Source organism: Nocardia sp. NPDC056000, from assembly GCF_042269265.1.
Lineage (GTDB): Bacteria > Actinomycetota > Actinomycetes > Mycobacteriales > Mycobacteriaceae > Nocardia.
In genome coordinates this window covers 322973-338027 of record NZ_JBHJXS010000014.1, presented here as the reverse complement: position 1 = coordinate 338027, position 15055 = coordinate 322973, and the positions used below count along the sequence as shown (strand labels likewise).

Annotated in this window: 14 protein-coding genes; 9 read left to right on the top strand and 5 right to left on the bottom strand. The window is 67.2% G+C overall.

Annotated elements, in window-relative coordinates; genetic code table 11:
* Nucleotides 1-10: 10 nt before the first annotated feature.
* Both ACFC4D_RS36760 and ACFC4D_RS36755 read right to left on the bottom strand, forming a co-directional pair.
* A complete protein-coding gene (locus ACFC4D_RS36760) occupies nt 11-982 on the bottom strand; it encodes an NAD(P)H-dependent flavin oxidoreductase (protein ID WP_376070351.1) in 972 nt (323 codons plus the stop codon).
* An 80-nt stretch (nt 983-1062) separates the two neighbouring features.
* The gene (locus tag ACFC4D_RS36755; protein WP_376070348.1) at nt 1063-2304 is read right to left on the bottom strand and encodes an oxygenase MpaB family protein; all 1242 of its coding nucleotides are present in this window, start codon (nt 2302-2304) and stop codon (nt 1063-1065) included.
* 214 nt (nt 2305-2518) lie between these two features.
* On the opposite strand from ACFC4D_RS36755, the gene ACFC4D_RS36750 reads away from it, so the two are divergent.
* Both ACFC4D_RS36750 and ACFC4D_RS36745 read left to right on the top strand, forming a co-directional pair.
* Entirely contained in the window at nt 2519-3184 is a 666-nt protein-coding gene (locus tag ACFC4D_RS36750; RefSeq protein WP_376070346.1) for a TetR/AcrR family transcriptional regulator, read from the top strand.
* Between the two features lies 1 nt (nt 3185).
* A complete protein-coding gene (locus tag ACFC4D_RS36745; RefSeq protein WP_375955684.1) occupies nt 3186-3725 on the top strand; it encodes a TetR/AcrR family transcriptional regulator in 540 nt (179 codons plus the stop codon).
* A 28-nt stretch (nt 3726-3753) separates the two neighbouring features.
* Here the strand turns inward: ACFC4D_RS36745 and ACFC4D_RS36740 are convergent, their stop codons facing one another.
* Nucleotides 3754-4407 (bottom strand): TetR/AcrR family transcriptional regulator, encoded by a 654-nt coding sequence (locus ACFC4D_RS36740; protein ID WP_375956109.1) that lies wholly within the window; start codon nt 4405-4407, stop codon nt 3754-3756.
* A gap of 198 nt (nt 4408-4605) precedes the next feature.
* Here ACFC4D_RS36740 and ACFC4D_RS36735 point away from each other — a divergent pair, with 198 nt between their 5' ends.
* From ACFC4D_RS36735 to ACFC4D_RS36710, 6 genes are read left to right on the top strand one after another with little or no spacing between them, the layout of a single operon-like run.
* The gene (locus tag ACFC4D_RS36735; RefSeq protein ID WP_375955683.1) at nt 4606-5466 is read left to right on the top strand and encodes a metal-dependent hydrolase; all 861 of its coding nucleotides are present in this window, start codon (nt 4606-4608) and stop codon (nt 5464-5466) included.
* Between the two features lie 30 nt (nt 5467-5496).
* Nucleotides 5497-6375, top strand: coding sequence for a metal-dependent hydrolase (locus tag ACFC4D_RS36730; protein WP_376070343.1), 879 nt, complete (start codon nt 5497-5499; stop codon nt 6373-6375).
* Nucleotides 6376-6384: 9 nt separating this feature from the next.
* Entirely contained in the window at nt 6385-7953 is a 1569-nt protein-coding gene (locus ACFC4D_RS36725) for a flavin-containing monooxygenase (protein ID WP_376070340.1), read from the top strand.
* Entirely contained in the window at nt 7950-8882 is a 933-nt protein-coding gene (locus ACFC4D_RS36720) for an SDR family NAD(P)-dependent oxidoreductase (protein WP_376070337.1), read from the top strand. The genes ACFC4D_RS36725 and ACFC4D_RS36720 overlap by 4 nt, the downstream gene beginning before the upstream one ends.
* Entirely contained in the window at nt 8879-9946 is a 1068-nt protein-coding gene (locus ACFC4D_RS36715; RefSeq protein WP_376070334.1) for a 2Fe-2S iron-sulfur cluster-binding protein, read from the top strand. The genes ACFC4D_RS36720 and ACFC4D_RS36715 overlap by 4 nt, the downstream gene beginning before the upstream one ends.
* A 28-nt stretch (nt 9947-9974) precedes the next feature.
* The gene (locus ACFC4D_RS36710) at nt 9975-11198 is read left to right on the top strand and encodes a serine hydrolase domain-containing protein (protein WP_376070331.1); all 1224 of its coding nucleotides are present in this window, start codon (nt 9975-9977) and stop codon (nt 11196-11198) included.
* Nucleotides 11199-11305: 107 nt separating this feature from the next.
* Here ACFC4D_RS36710 and ACFC4D_RS36705 read toward each other — a convergent pair whose 3' ends face one another.
* Entirely contained in the window at nt 11306-12541 is a 1236-nt protein-coding gene (locus ACFC4D_RS36705; protein WP_376070328.1) for an amidohydrolase, read from the bottom strand.
* On the bottom strand, nt 12538-13776 hold the full coding sequence (locus ACFC4D_RS36700; RefSeq protein WP_376070325.1) for an MFS transporter: 1239 nt from the start codon (nt 13774-13776) through the stop codon (nt 12538-12540). The genes ACFC4D_RS36705 and ACFC4D_RS36700 overlap by 4 nt, the downstream gene beginning before the upstream one ends.
* Nucleotides 13777-13826: 50 nt before the next feature.
* Between ACFC4D_RS36700 and ACFC4D_RS36695 the strand changes: the two genes are divergently transcribed.
* Nucleotides 13827-14954, top strand: a complete 1128-nt coding sequence (locus tag ACFC4D_RS36695) for an Lrp/AsnC family transcriptional regulator (protein ID WP_376070322.1) — start codon at nt 13827-13829, stop codon at nt 14952-14954.
* The last annotated feature ends 101 nt before the right edge of the window (nt 14955-15055 follow it).

Below are 15055 nucleotides of genomic sequence, written 5' to 3'. Positions count from 1 at the left end.
GACGAGTGTGTCAGAGCTGGGCCAGTCGGGCCTTAGCCGCGGCGTATTCGCGAGCCAGGCGGCCCACCAGGTCGGCGGTGGGCACCACGGCGTCGACGGCGGCGATGCCCTGGCCCGAACCCCAGATATCGCGCCACGGCTTGGGCCCGATGGTGGGGGAGTCGCCGGTGCCGAAGTCCATGGCGGACGGATCGGCCTGGCCGAGGTTGTCCGGATCCAGGCCGGCGGCGGTGATGCTGGGGCGCAGGTAGTTTCCGTGCACACCGGTGAACAGGTTGGAGTACACGATGTCCGAGGCCGAGGAGTCGGCGATCATCTGCTTGTAGCCGTCGACCGCATTGGCCTCCTCGGTGGCAATGAACGCCGAGCCGATGTACGCCAGATCCGCGCCCGCCGCCTGGGCCGCGAGGATGGACCGGCCGTGTGCGATGGCCCCCGAGAGCAGCAGCGGCCCGTCGAACCAGGCCCGAATCTCCTGGATGAGCGCGAATGGCGATTGCGCGCCCGCATGCCCGCCCGCACCGGCCGCGACGGCGATGAGTCCGTCCGCGCCGCGTTCAACCGCCTTGTGCGCGAACACGTCATTGATCACATCGTGCAGCACGATGCCACCGTAGGAGTGCACGGCCTCGTTCACATCCGGGCGCGCGCCGAGCGAGGTGATGACGATCGGCACCTGGAATTCGACGACCGTGGCCAGGTCTTCCTCCAGCCGGTCATTGCTCTTGTGCACGATCAGATTCACCGCGTACGGCGCGGACGGCTGCTCCGGATGTTCCGCGTCATGTTTGGCGAGCGCCTCGTTGATCTGGATCAACCATTCGCGGAACTGCGCCTGCGGCCGGGCGTTCAGTGATGGGAACGAACCCACCACGCCCGCACGGGATTGCGCGATCACGAGCTCCGGCCCGGAGACGATGAACATGGGGGACGCGACGGCGGGCAGCCGCAGACGTTCGGACAGGATGGGCGGCAGGCTCATTGACGCATTTCCTTCGATGGGCGGTTAACTTCGCGCGGGGCGCGCTGGTGATACTGCCAGCGCGCGCCCGCGCCCGCGATTCAGGCCGCGTGACCGATGTAGTTGACCGACCCGCCGATCGTCCCCTGCTCCTTCGGACCGATCAGGACCTTGATGAACGACTGCTGCGCGCGCAGCCCCGCGCGGGCCTGCCGAGCGCGCCAGCCGGGCACCAGCATGCCGACGCCGGAGCGCGCCACATTGACCGGGAACTTCGCCACCGGATACCAGGGCGGCATATAGCCGGGCAGGCCGAGCTGCCGCATCCGGCCCCGCCCCAGGAAGGCCGTGCTGATCGAAAGATGCTGTGCCCAGGCGATTCTGCGGCGCAGCGCCGGAAGTGTGGAGTAGTGCCAGGTCAACGGGTCCTCGGCCATGGGCCGGGCCAATTCCATACTGCTGTCGTCGGGCGCGGTGAGGACGCTCAGATAGTGGTAGAGCTGTTTGGTGGCATCCAGGAACCCGTTGGGCAGGTACCGTTCCTCGATCCCCATGACCCAGCCGACATAGCGGGTGAGGTGCACGATGGCGTCGAGTTCCCTGGGTGTGAAGACATTGCCCATCATCATCCCGGTGAGCGCGGGCGCGTAGAGCGCGCCCAGCATGGTGACGGCCATATCGGTCTGATTGACCGGCACGCCCCATTCCTCGGCATTCCACTCCGGCAGTTTCGCGACGTGCCGTCGCACGAAGGTGTGGATAAGCCGCACGTGCAGCGTGGAGCGAAAACCCTTGCGGCCGGGCCGCATTCCGCCGTCGGAGATGACGTCCAGCGCCCATTTCATGGTTTCGGCGAAGCGCTGGCCGCCGCCGGTGGCGCCGCTCTTACCGGTATTGGTGAGCAGCAGCGTGCGGTTGATGCCGGAGGCGACGAATCCGCCGAGGAACGGCACATCGCGTGCGAGGTAGATGCCGTCGAGTCCGGCGGCCTGGAAGATGCGCTCGCCCAGTTCGATTCGCTTCCAGTCCACCCATGCGGGCGGGTTCTCCACCTGGGTGAAGAAGGCGCGCAACGGTTCCGGTGCGTCCGGGACATTGTCGATACCGTGCTCCAGCGCCTGATCGAAGAGCGGCCGCACCTTGCCCATTCCGGCCGTGTACATCCACTCGACAAGCTCGTCCATGGGCCGGTCGCCGATGGTCAGGGCCTCGCCCATGGCCGTCCACTCCGCATCGTCGGGCGGCCGCATTCGCATCAGCTTGGCCACCGGGCCCAGTACCGGCACCGCGGCCGGGTGCACGGGGTGCCGGGTCGGAATGGTGGACGGTCGAGTGCGCGTCATCGGGCAGCTCCTTCGCAATTCTGGTGAACTTCCTCACCAGATATCTGGCAATAGTCTCCACCAGACGGGCGACCGTGACAAGACTCGAGAGAAAATCTCTCATGCACTCAGACCTGCTCAGGGGTGGTATCGGACCGGGCCGAGCCTGTCACCAGTACGTTTGGTGATAGGCTTCACCAAAATTGCCGAGAATTTCGGACGGGCGGTGCGGCACGTGGTAGCGGATCGTGGGCGATACGCCGGACTCAGCGCCGAGGAGCGCATGCGGCAGCGGCGCGGGAAATTGCGCGAGGCCGCCCTGGCGACCATTGCCGAGCAGGGCCTGTCCGGGCTCAAGGTGCGGGCGCTGTGCGCTCGCGCGGGTCTGAACGACCGCTACTTCTACGAGAGCTACGCCGATACCGACCAATTGCTGTTCGAGGTCATGGAGATCGAACTCGCCGCCGTCATGGCCGAATTGGTCGCCGTCATCGCCACCGAACCCGCGGATACCCGGGTGCGCCTGCGCGCGGTGGTGGAGGCCGGAATCGCCGCGGTCGCGGACCATCCGGTGCGCCGCGCCATCTTCGTCGATTTGCAGACCACCGGTGAATTGCGCCGCCGCCGTGCCGAATTCGTCGCCATCGTGGGCGGCATCATGCTGGATCAGGGCCGTGAGTTGCTGGGCGCGGACGCCGTCACCGGCATCGACGCCGAACTCGCCGCCCGCACCATCTCGCACGGCGGACTGGAGTTGGTATCGGAATGGCTGCGCGGCGATCTGGATATCGAGCGGGCCCGGCTCATCGACTTCCTGGTCGCGATGATCCTGACCACCTCGCAGATCACCACCACCGTGCGCCGCGAGATGGCCGGGGCCACCGACGGATCGCGAGGCTGAGATGGCGGCCGAACCCCGGGTGGATTGGCTGGCGGGCGGTGTCCGCCGCTCGCTCGCCAGTGATCGGATAGTCGCGGTCGCGCGGGAATTGTTCCTGGCCAAGGGTTTCGACCGGGTCGGCATGGACGATGTGGCGGCGGCCGCCGGTTGTTCCCGGGCCACCCTGTACCGGCATTTCAAGGGTAAGCCCGCGCTGATCGACGCGGTGATGGCGAATTCCGCCGTGGTGGTGGCCGAACGGGTCGCGGCGGCGGTGCGGCGCTACGAGGGTTCGCGCCGCATCGTGGAGGCCATTCTCGCCTCGGTGACGGCGGTGCGCTCGGATCCGGCCATGGCGCGCTGGTTCGCGGACCGCGCGGGCGGCACCGACGAGGTCTTCGCCACCTCACCGGAATTGGGGCGGATCGCGACCGTGCTGACCGGTATCGCGCCCGATGACGAAGCGGCGCAATGGATTGTGCGGGTGGTGCTGTCCCTGCTGTGCTGGCCGCTCGCCGATGCCGCGAGCGAACGCCGCATGGTGGAGCGCTTCGTCAGCTGACCACCGGATCTCAGCTGACCACCGGATCTCAGCTGAGCAGCGGCGCGTCCGGATCCAGGATCAATCCGCGCGACTCGGCCGTGGAAGACAGTGCGCCCCAGGCGAAATGGGTGAGCTGTTCGGCCAATTCCTTACCGTCGATGACCGGATCGTTGAGCCAGCGCAGTACGCCGAGCCCGACCGCGCCCAGCAGCGCGTCCACCACGAACTGGGTGTGCTCCCCGTTCGCGCCGCGCAGGCGCAGCACCCCGGACAGGAATTCGGCGACGGCGTCGGAGAGCGGCCGCCCGTCCTCGATCAGCCGCGCGGCCCCGAACGCCGCCACCACATGCGAGCTGACAATGAACCGAAACAGGTTGGGCCGCTCGGAAACCAGATCGATATAGGCCGTCAGCGCGGTGCGAATCGCCTCGCGCGCCGAGGCGGCCGGATCGAACAGTGGCGTCACCCGCTCCACGATCAGTTCCTGCACCCGCCCGCTCACCGCGGCCAGCAGTTCCACCTTGTCGCCGAAGAACCGATACAGCTTGGGGCGAGGTATACCGGCCGTTTTCACCACATCGTCGATGGACAGATCCGGCCCGTGCGCGTCGATGGCGCGAATGGTGGCCTCGATGAGTTCGGCGCGCACCAGCGCGCGATGGGTATGCCAGCGGTCATGTCTGGCATCGCCTTTGAGCATGCCCGCGCCTTTGAGCACGGCCGCCGGACCGCGCGGGATCTCGGGCAGGGGATCGCGCGGCGGATCGGAAGCCATGCGGCAGATTCTAATTCGATCCGTTACGACGCACCCCTTGCTAGCTGTCTGGGACAATCCTACACTGACATCACATCGAACACTCAGTACTAGGTACTCCGTGTTGCACCAAGGATGGTCGAGATGACACTTGCCCCCGTAGCAGGCACCTATCCGAAGGCCAGGCGGATCAAATTCCGCTTCGACCAACACGATTCGAACGATAAGTACTTCGTCGACGGCGATATGGTCTTCAGCCACTTCGTCGCCGGACTCTCCGGCGGATTCCCGCCCGGTGAGGAATCCTTCATCCGCTCGGTCCGCCGCGTGGCCGACCGCATCACCGATCCACTGCTGAAGAAGCGCATCGCCGGATTCGTCGGCCAGGAGGCCACACACGGCCAGGAGCATCGGCAGCTCAATCGCAAACTCGTCGAAATGGGTTATCCCATCGAATGGATCGATACCGAGCAGGCGCACGCCCGCATGCTCGCCATCGAGGAGCGCTTCTCCGATCTGGTGCATCTGGCCGCCACCGCGGCGGCCGAGCACTACACCGCCGTGCTGGCCGAACGCGTGCTCTCCAGCGACGAAATCCAGTCCATCCCGGCCGAACCCGAGTTCTGGAATCTGCTCAACTGGCATGCGCTCGAAGAGCTGGAACACAAATCAGTGGCCTTCGACGCCTTCCGCGCGGCGGGCGGCACCGAAGGTGTGCGCATCGGCGTGATGGCCGGGCTGTACGCCTTCACGCTGCCGTTCACCTTCGGCAGCCTGGCGTACGCACTCGTCCGCGATCCGGTCGCGCGCCGGCAGCCGGTGCGGGTCGCGCGTGAGGCGTACGACCTGTTCCGCGGACCCATCTTCCGCGGCCTCATGGTCGAGCTGGCCAAGTACATGCGGCCCGGTTTCCATCCCGACGATATCGACACCACCGCCCTGCTGAAGCACTGGCAGACAGAGCTTTTCGGCGATGACGGCGTACTGGTCGACCACCTGAAGTAAACACAACTCCATTTGAGAAAGGACCGGCCAATGACGATCGGTCAGGACGCCAAGTCCCTCACCCCCTACCCCAAGGTCCGGCGCATGCGATTCCGGTTCGGCCAGCCCGAACCGATGACGCACATCTTCGCCGAGGGCGATATTCCGCTCACCCATCTGATCGCCGTGCTCTCGGCGGTCTTCCCGCCCGGCGAGGAATCCTTCATTCGCTCGGTGCGCAAATTCTCCGGTGAGATCACCGATCCCGTACTCAAGAAGCGGGTGGCCGGATTCATCGGGCAGGAGGCCGTGCACGGGCAGCAGCATCGCGTGCTCAATGAGCAGCTCATCCGGCTCGGATTCCCGATCGTGCGGGTCTTCACCTTCGATCCCGGTGCGCGGCGCGAACGCGCGCTCATCGCGGTCGAGAATATGGTGCCGCGACAGGTGCATCTGGCCGTCACCGCGCTGGCCGAGCACTACACCGCGACGCTGGCGCACCGGGTGCTCGGAACGCCGGAGATCCAGGCTCTCCCCGGCGATCCCGAAGTGCTGAACCTGTTGAACTGGCACGCTTTCGAGGAGCTCGAGCACAAGTCCGTCGCCTTCGACGTCTATCGGGCCACCGGTGGTTCGGAAGTGGTGCGCATCGGTCTGATGGCGGGCAGCTACGCCCTCACCATTCCGGTGGTCGGGCTCGGGGTGTTCGCCTCCATCCTGAGCGATCCGCGCAGCTGGCGGCCGATCAAGGTGGCCCGGCAGACGGTGAAACTGGTGCGCGGCCCGATCGTGAAGGGCCTGCTGCTGGAGATGCGGCCGTATATGCGGCCGGGCTTCCATCCCGACGATATCGACACCAGCGAACTGCTCGAACGCTGGCGCGTCGAATTGTTCGGTGTGCGGGGCGAACTCGTCGATCGCATCGGCTGAGGACCACGGATGAACAATTTCGGCGACAAGGGTGCGCCGGACCGAACTCGTCCCGATCACGAGGTCATCGTGGTCGGGGCCGGTTTCGGCGGCATCGGCACCGGTATCGCGCTCCAGCGCAAAGGCATTCACGACTTCGCCATCGTCGACAAATGGGATCGGGTCGGCGGCACCTGGCATGCCAACACCTATCCCGGTGTGGCGGTGGACATTCCCTCGTTCATCTACAGCTTCTCCTATGAGCAGCGCGGCGACTGGTCGCGGATCTTCGCGCCGGGCAGTGAACTTCGCGACTATGCCGAGAGCATGGTCGACAAGTACGGGCTGCGATCCAAACTGCGCTTGAACACCACCATCGTGGCGGCGGAATTCGATGACGAGCACAGCCTGTGGCGGTTGACCGCCGACGGCGGGCGCGAGCTCACCGCACGGCATATCGTGCTCGCCATCGGCGGTCTCGAACGACCGAAGATGCCGGATATCGAGGGGCTGAACGATTTCGGCGGCACCCTGGTGCACACCGCCATGTGGGATCACGATGTCTCGCTGCGCGGTAAGCGGGTCGCGGTGATCGGCACGGGTGCGACCGCGCTGCAATTGATCCCGGCGATCGTCGAGGAGACCGGGCACCTCACGGTCTTCCAGCGCACCCCGATCTGGGTGTTCCCGAAGAACGACGCCGAGATCGGCGCGCTCGGCCGACAGCTACTGGGCCGCAGGCGGATTCGCTCCGCCTTGCGCATCGCGGGAAATCTGGGCACCGAACTGGCCATGAGCGGAATGGTGGTCGGTCCGCCCTGGTTCACCGAATCCGGGCGGCGGCTGGCCGAGGGGCCGATACGCCGATGGATGCGGAGCCAGGTGGACGATCCGGTGCTGCGGGACAAGCTGACCCCGCGGTACGGGCTCGGCTGCAAACGGCCGTCCATGTCCAATGACTACCTGAAGACGTTCAACCGATCCGATGTCAGCCTGGTCACCGATTCCATCGAGCGCATCACCGCACGCGGCGTGCTCACCGCGGACGGCACCGAACACGAAATCGATGTGCTCATCTGCGCCACCGGTTTCAAGCTCTGGGACAAGGGCGCGATCCCGCCCTTCCCGGTGCGCGGGCGGCGCGGGCTCGATCTGGAGCGATTCTGGGATGAGCACCGGTACCAGTCGTACCAAGGGGTTTCGGTGCCCGGCTTCCCGAACGCCTTCACCATCACCGGGCCGTACGGCTTCGTGCTCGGCTCCTACATCTGGATGATCGAGGCCACCTCCGCACATCTGAGCCGCGCCATCGCGGAGGCGAATCGCCGGGGCGCCACCGAGATCGAGATCCGGCAGGAGGTGCACGACGAGTACTTCGAGCGCTGCCTGAAACGGCAAGAGAAGAATTTCCTGTTCACCCCGGTCTGTGCGGGCTCGAACACCTACTACATCGACAACAAGGGTGATTCCCCGTTCCGGCCGTCCACGCACGGCGAGATGTATTGGCAGAACCGGCATTTCGATCTCGACGTGTACCGGTACAGCACGGGCGCACCGCATCCGGCGGATATCGCGGCCCTGTCCGAGGAGGTCTCGTGAAACTCAATGACATCCGGCCGCGCCTGGTCGTGGTCACCGGTGCGGGCAGCGGTATCGGGCGGGCGGTCGCATTGCGCTTCGCGCGCGGCGGCGCGCAGGTCGTGGTCTCCGATATCGACAAGGACGCCGCGCTGGCCACCGTCGCCAAGATCCAGTCCGAGGGACGTCGCGCCGTCGCCATGCAATTGGATGTGACCGATCCGGCGGCCTGGAAATCCTTCGCCCGGGACGTGCACGCCGATCTCGGGGTGCCCGATGTACTGGTCAACAATGCCGGAATCCTGGTCAGCGGAGCGTTTCTCGATCTGGAGCCCGAGGATTGGGACCGGCAGCTGTCGGTCAATCTGCTCGGCGTGGTGTACGGCTGCCGTGCCTTCGGCAAACAGATGATCGAGGAGGGCAAGCGCGGGCATATCGTCAATATCGCATCGGCCGCCGCCTTCACGCCGACCCCGGTCATGTCGGCCTACTCGGTGTCCAAGGCGGGGGTGAAGATGCTCACCGAATGCCTGCGGCTCGAACTCGCGCCGAAAGGCGTTGGTGTGAGCGCCATCTGCCCCGGGGTGATCAACACCAATATCGGCGATCACGCCATCACCGTCGGCGTCGATCCGGCGCTGGTGCAGCGCGGTAAGGAAATCGCCAGGCAGGTACAGGATTTCGCGGAACGGCTGCCGTTCTCGCCGCTGAGCCCGGATCTGGTGGCCCGCGCGGTGGTGCGCGCGGTGCGCTTCGATCTGGCGGTGGTGCCGGTGCGTACCGAGGCGTGGCTGGGCTACTTCATGCTGCGTCTCGCGCCCGGCGTCAATCGCCGTATGACCCAGCCGATTTCGATGGAGCGCATCGAATCCGCGGGTGCCTGGCTGCTGCATCGAATCGGCTACGAGGTGCCGCCCGAAGTGGCCGTGGGCTCGGGGAGAGCCGGATGAACGCACGCGCCCACCGGATCAAGGTGCGCGAGGTCATCAGCGAGACCGCCGAGGCGGTCTCGCTGGTCTTCGATATCCCGGAGGATCTCGGCCGCCGATTCGCCTATTCCCCGGGACAATTCCTGACCCTTCAGGTGCCCAGCGACCGCACCGGATCGGTGGCCCGCTGCTATTCGCTCTCCAGCAGTCCGCACTGCGGCGACCGCCCGACGGTGACGGTCAAGCGCACGCCGGACGGCTACGCCTCGAACTGGATTTGCGACAATATCGAGGCCGGATCGATCGTCACCGTGCTCGAACCCGCCGGAAACTTCGTGCCGCGCAACTGGAATCGGGATCTGCTGCTGTGCGCGGCGGGCAGCGGGATCACCCCGGTGATGTCGATCCTCAAATCGGCGTTGTTGCTGGGCCGATCGAAAATCACACTGCTGTACGCCAATCGGGATCGGTCCTCGATCATCTTCGCCGAACAGCTGCGGCAGCTGGCACAGCGCCATCCGCGAAGGCTCACCGTGCTGCACTGGCTGGAATCCGAGCGGGGCCTGCCCACCGCCCGGGGTCTGGCCGGACTGGCCAAGCCCTATCGCGGCTATGAGGTCTACCTCTGCGGCCCGGCCGGGTTCACTATGGTTACCCGGCAAGCCCTGGCACAATTGCGGATATCCGAGCGCGTCATCCGCCAGGAGGAATACCGCTCGCTGACGGAGAACCCGTTCGAGCAACCCGCACCGGCGGTCACGGCCGCGGCGGCAGCGGCGGTCATAACCGCGGCGCCATCGAACGCGGATACCGCCGTCGTGCGGGTCGATATCGACGGGCAGACACACCAACTCGCGTGGCCGCGCGGCCGCAAACTGCTGGACGTCCTGCTCGAGCACGGTATCGACGCACCGTATGTCTGCCGGGAATCCGCCTGCGGAACCTGTGTCTGCCGCGTGGAACGGGGGAGGACGCGCATGCTGATGAACGAGGCCCTCATCGACGAGGAACTCGCCATGGGGTTGACCCTGGCCTGCCAGACCCTGCCCGAATCCGACGACCTGCACATCACTTTCGACCAGTAGTTCCGGCCCGACAATGAGGTTGCCCGCCATGCTGACCCCGACCGCCACGCTGACTCTGCCCGAGGGAATCCGCGGCGCCGCGGACCCGCGCTTCGCCGCCCCCGTCCGCGCCTTCGCCCGGCTGTTCACCCACTACGTGCGCACCGGCGGTGCGCTCTCGGTACATCTGAGAGGTGAACCGGTGGTGCGCGTCTGGACCGGCACCGCCGATGCCGCGGGCGATATCCCCTGGGAGGCGGACACCACGGCGCTGACCTTCTCCACCACCAAGGGCATCACCTCGCTGGTGGTGCACCGGCTGGCGGATCGCGGACTGCTCGATTACGACGCGCCGGTCGCCGAGTACTGGCCCGAATTCGCCGCGGGCGGAAAGCATTCCATCACGGTGCGCGATGTCCTCGCGCATCGCGCGGGGCTCTCGGATCTGCGCCGCGTGGTGCGCGCACCCGGCGATGTGCTCGATCACCTGCTCATGGAGCAGCGCCTGGCGGCGGCCACCCCGGACTGGACCCGCGGGCTGCCCGTCTACCACGCGGTGACGTTCGGCTGGCTGCTCGGCGGTCTGTGCCGCGCGGTCACCGGGCAGAGCATGGCGGAGCTCTATCGCACCGAACTGGCCGACCCGCTGGGCATTACGGGCCTGCACCTGGGCCGCCCGTCCGATGGCACCCCGGTCGCGGATCTGGTCGGCCCCAGCCTCAATGCCACCGGAAGCCGCCTGGGCAAGCCGATCACCCTCGCGGCGGTCCGCGTCCCGCTGGTGGGCAAGGCGATCAGCTCCATGCACTTCACCGGCGGTGAGGAAGCCATGCGCGGGCCGATTCCCGAGCTGTCCTACTCCGAAAACGGCGCGGCCACCGGTGTATTCACCGCCGACGCGATCGCGAGCGTTTACGCCACCCTGGCCAATGACGGCAGCTGCGGTGACACCCGGCTGCTCTCCTCGCGGACCACCCGCGCCCTGATCCGCTCCACCAACACCAGCCCCGATCCGAACCGCCTCACCTTCTGGCATCTCGGCTACCACCCCTTCCCCACGGTCGGAGCACCCCGCGGCCTCGGCCATATGGGCCTGGGCGGCTCCGGCGGCTGGGCCGACCCCGATTCCGGCCTCTCGGTCGGCTTCGTGCACAACCGCCTCGACCTGGCCCGCCTGCCCATCGACATGACCCTGATGTCGCTCCTGCTGCCCACCGTGACCCGGGCGGCATCCACCGCGGGCCGCGCCGAAAGCGCCACCCGCGCAGCCTGATCCACCGCCGCGTACGCGCGCGGAAACAGGACCGGGTGGGACGACCCGCGCCGAACCCGCGGCACCCGGTCCTGCTGAACCCTTTCGCCGGAATGAAGGGCCGGTGATTATGCGCGAGCGAGTTCCGAGCGCGCCGCGACCACCATCGCGGTGATCATCGCGGGCAGCGTCTGCGCCGGATCCGGTGCGAAGCGCGGGGAGTGATTGGAGGGGAAGCGCGGCGGAATGGTGTGCTCGGCCAGCATGAGCGCCTGATCCTCCTCGGTGAACCGCGCCGCGTCGATACCGCCGATATGCCAGAACACCGACGGGCACCGCGCGGCGGTGCCGAAGATGCCGAAATCCTCACTGCCGGTGAGCGGATGGGTCAGCGGCATGACCGGGACGCCGCCGTCGGTGAGCGTCTGCATAATGCGTTCGGTCGCGCCGTCGGTGTTCACCGTGACCGGGAACGGGTCGTACGGGGTGACCTCCGGCGGGACGGGTGCGCCCGCGCCCTCGGCCTCACTCGCGGCGAGGCGGGTGATGTCGTCGAGCATGGCCGCCCGCGAGGAATCGCTGAAAGTCCGCAGCGTGAGCAGGATTTCGGAGGTCTCGGCAATGATATTGGGCCGGGTGCCCGCATGCAGCGCGCCCGCCACCAGCACCGGGCTCGCCGGAACCGCGGCCTGCCGGGCGGCCAGCGCCTGCATGCGCACCACGAAATTGGCTGCCATGAGCAGCGGGTCCACCGCCAGATGCGGTTGTGAACCGTGCCCGCCGCGCCCGGTGAACCGCACCCGAATGGAATCCGAGGCGGCCATGATCGGCCCGCTCTTACTGATCGCCAGTCCGGCGGGCAGCGGCGCGACATGCTGGCCGAGCACGATGCCCGGAGTCGGAAAGCGTTCGAGCACACGGTCGTCCACCATGCGCTGCGCGCCCGCGCCGGTCTCCTCGGCGGGCTGGAAGATCGCCACCACGGTTCCGGCGGGCCGATCCTGGGACAGCTGCGCACACGCGCCGAGCAGCGCCGCCACATGTGAATCGTGTCCGCAGGCGTGCATGACTCCCGCTGTGCGCGAGGCGTATTCGAGCCCGGTGGCCTCCTGTACGGGCAGCCCGTCCATATCCGCGCGCAGCCATACCACCGGTCCCGGAGCACCCCGCAGTACGCCGACCACACCGGTGCCGCCGACGCCCGTGGTCACCTCCCAGCCATCCAGCTTCCGCAGTTGCTCGGCCACCAGACTCGCGGTGCCGTGCTCTTCGCCGGACAGTTCCGGATGTTCGTGCAACTGCCGGTAGACCTGCTGCCAGTGCTCGGATATCGACTGTGCGACAGCGGTATCGGTGGTGGTCACGGGAGACTCTCCTTCGTCGGTTCGACCGCCGACGCGCGCCGGGCCACCTTCGCCCGGAACTCGTCCGCGGTCTGCGGGACCAGCGACGCCGCCACGATGCTGAGCAGCGGTCCGATGGCCATGATCTCGAAAGCCGTTGTGTAAGAGACGTGGTCGGTCACCACCCCGAAGAGCAGCGGGCTGAGCACACCCGCCACCTGACCGCCGAAAATAATCACACCACTGGCCGCGCCCATATACGCGCTGCGCAACGCGCGCAGCGGCACCGAGAACGCGGGCATGAACGCCAGCCCGGCCGCCAGGCTCATCACGGTGCCGACCACCACGAACAGCGGGAACGGCTCGGTGCGCGGCAGCACGAACAGCATGGCCGCGGTGAACGCCATCGCGGGCACCACGATCACCCGGGGCCGTCCGCCCAGCCGATCGGAGAACCGCGCCCCCAGCACCACACCGGCCCCCGCGGCCAGGGTCGACGGCACCGCCGCGACGGCGACCAGGGTCATGGAGACCCCGCGCTCCTCCTGCAGGAAGGTCGGCGTCCACGCGGTGACACCCCAGACCAGCACGTCATAGCCGAAGAAGATGGCGGCGTAGCCGAGCAGTGCGGGGGAGAACAGCACCGCGCGCCGTTCGGCCGCCGACAGCTCCTCGTTCTCCTGGGTCGCGTCCTGCGGCAGCGGTTCCGGCATCCATCTGCGCCACGCGATGATCACCGCCATACCGAGTACCGAGATGAGCGCGAACATGATTCGCCACCCGACCGTCGGCAACAGGATGCCGGAGATCACCGCCGCCGCCAGAATCCCGACCGCGTTCGAGGAGTTGGTCCAGCCGGTCGCGGTGGTGCGCTGCTCGGGGACCGAACGCTCGGCCAGCGCCTTCATCGCGGCGGCCGGGAATACGCCCTGTACCAGTCCGAACAGGAAGCGAATCGCCAGCAGTACCGCGAAAGACCATGCTACGGCGGTCAATCCGGTGAAGACCGACCATGCGATCAGCCCGATGGTGCCGACCTTCAGCGCTCCGTAGCGGTCCGCCAGCAGCCCGCCCGGCACCTGCACGATCGCGTACGCCAGGAAGAACACCGAGATGAGCAGACCCTGCTGGGTGTGGTCCAGCCCGAGATCCTTGCCGATCGACGGCAACGCGAAATTGATCACGGTCCGGTCGATGTAGTCGACAACCCAGGCCGCGAACAACAGCATGACGGTTATCCGGGTGGTGCGTGGCATTCCTGCCCCTTCACAACGTGGAGGCGTGGCGAAATGCCACAATGGCCCCCATGGCCGAGGATATGGCGAAATCGCTGGATAACGCCATTTCCGATCAACTCCCGCCGGATTCCGCCACCGGCGGCGGTCGCGCCGGGATCGAACCCGCCGAGGCGCGGGGGATCGCCGCGGGGTTCGGGGAGCAGGATCTGGATCTGGTCAACGCGTTGCAGATCAATCCGCGCGCCTCGTGGACGCGGATCGGCGCTTCGCTGGGAGTGGACGCCACCACGGTCGCGCGGCGCTGGGCGCGGCTGCGCGGGACCGGGCTGGCGTGGATGACGGCGTACGCGCCGGAGTTCGCGGTCATCGGCTACGTGCGCGTGCACTGCCGGGCCGATGCGGTGGCGATGCTGTCCGATCGGATCTGCGCGTACGAATGCGTCTTCTCGGTGGAGCGCACCAGCGGGCGCTATCAGCTGAATCTGTCGGTCGCCGCCGAAGAGGCCTGCGCGCTGGACGATTTCGCGGTGCGCGCACTCGCGGCGCTGCCCGGTGTGCTGGACGTGCGGGTCGCGGTGGGACTGCGCATCTATATCGAGGGCGGGCACTGGCGGCCGGGCGCGCTCGATCCGGTGCAGCGCACCCTGCTGACCGATGCGCAGCGGCACCCGCCCGCACCCTCGCGGGTCCGCGCCGGGGATATCGAACTCATGCTCGCGCTCGCACCGGACGCCCGCCGCGGTATCGCCGAATTGTCCGCGGATACCGGACTGAGTGAGACAACCGTGCGCCGCCGCCTCGCGGATATGACAGGTTCGGGTCGTTTGCAGATTCGCTGCGACTTCGCTCAGCAGTCCGCGGGCTGGACCGTCAACACCAACCTGTGGGTACGGCTGCCCGCCGGTGAACTCGACGCGCTGGGCGCCGAACTCGCGCAATGGCCCGAGATCCGGCTCTGCGCCGCCGCTACCGGTGCCAGCAATGTGCTGGTCATCGCCTGGCTGCGCTCGCAGCACGAATGCATCCTCCTGGAAAACCGTCTGCTGCAAAGTTTCCCGAATCTGGACATTACCGAGCGCCAGCTAACCCTGCGTGCCCTCAAACGTATGGGCAGACTGCTCGCGCCGGACGGCGCCGCCACCGGTCATATCCCCTTCGCGGTGTGGCCCGCCCCGGTCGCGAGCCGGGTGAACTAGGCCCGGGAGCGGTGCCCTGTCCATGTGCCGGGGCTCAGAACCGGTGCGGTGCCATTGGTTCCGGGCACAAGGTTCCGGTGAATACCGCGCTCGGACTTGCT

Bases quoted from the DNA above. Each gene is read 5' to 3' on its own strand.
- ACFC4D_RS36760 (WP_376070351.1), bottom strand. From the start codon at position 982: ATGAGCCTGCCGCCCATCCTGTCCGAACGTCTGCGGCTGCCCGCCGTC.
- ACFC4D_RS36755 (WP_376070348.1), bottom strand. From the start codon at position 2,304: ATGACGCGCACTCGACCGTCCACCATTCCGACCCGGCACCCCGTGCAC.
- ACFC4D_RS36745 (WP_375955684.1), top strand. From the start codon at position 3,186: ATGGCGGCCGAACCCCGGGTGGATTGGCTGGCGGGCGGTGTCCGCCGC.
- ACFC4D_RS36740 (WP_375956109.1), bottom strand. From the start codon at position 4,407: ATGCTCAAAGGCGATGCCAGACATGACCGCTGGCATACCCATCGCGCG.
- ACFC4D_RS36735 (WP_375955683.1), top strand. From the start codon at position 4,606: ATGACACTTGCCCCCGTAGCAGGCACCTATCCGAAGGCCAGGCGGATC.
- ACFC4D_RS36730 (WP_376070343.1), top strand. From the start codon at position 5,497: ATGACGATCGGTCAGGACGCCAAGTCCCTCACCCCCTACCCCAAGGTC.
- ACFC4D_RS36725 (WP_376070340.1), top strand. From the start codon at position 6,385: ATGAACAATTTCGGCGACAAGGGTGCGCCGGACCGAACTCGTCCCGAT.
- ACFC4D_RS36715 (WP_376070334.1), top strand. From the start codon at position 8,879: ATGAACGCACGCGCCCACCGGATCAAGGTGCGCGAGGTCATCAGCGAG.
- ACFC4D_RS36710 (WP_376070331.1), top strand. From the start codon at position 9,975: ATGCTGACCCCGACCGCCACGCTGACTCTGCCCGAGGGAATCCGCGGC.
- ACFC4D_RS36700 (WP_376070325.1), bottom strand. From the start codon at position 13,776: ATGCCACGCACCACCCGGATAACCGTCATGCTGTTGTTCGCGGCCTGG.
- ACFC4D_RS36695 (WP_376070322.1), top strand. From the start codon at position 13,827: ATGGCCGAGGATATGGCGAAATCGCTGGATAACGCCATTTCCGATCAA.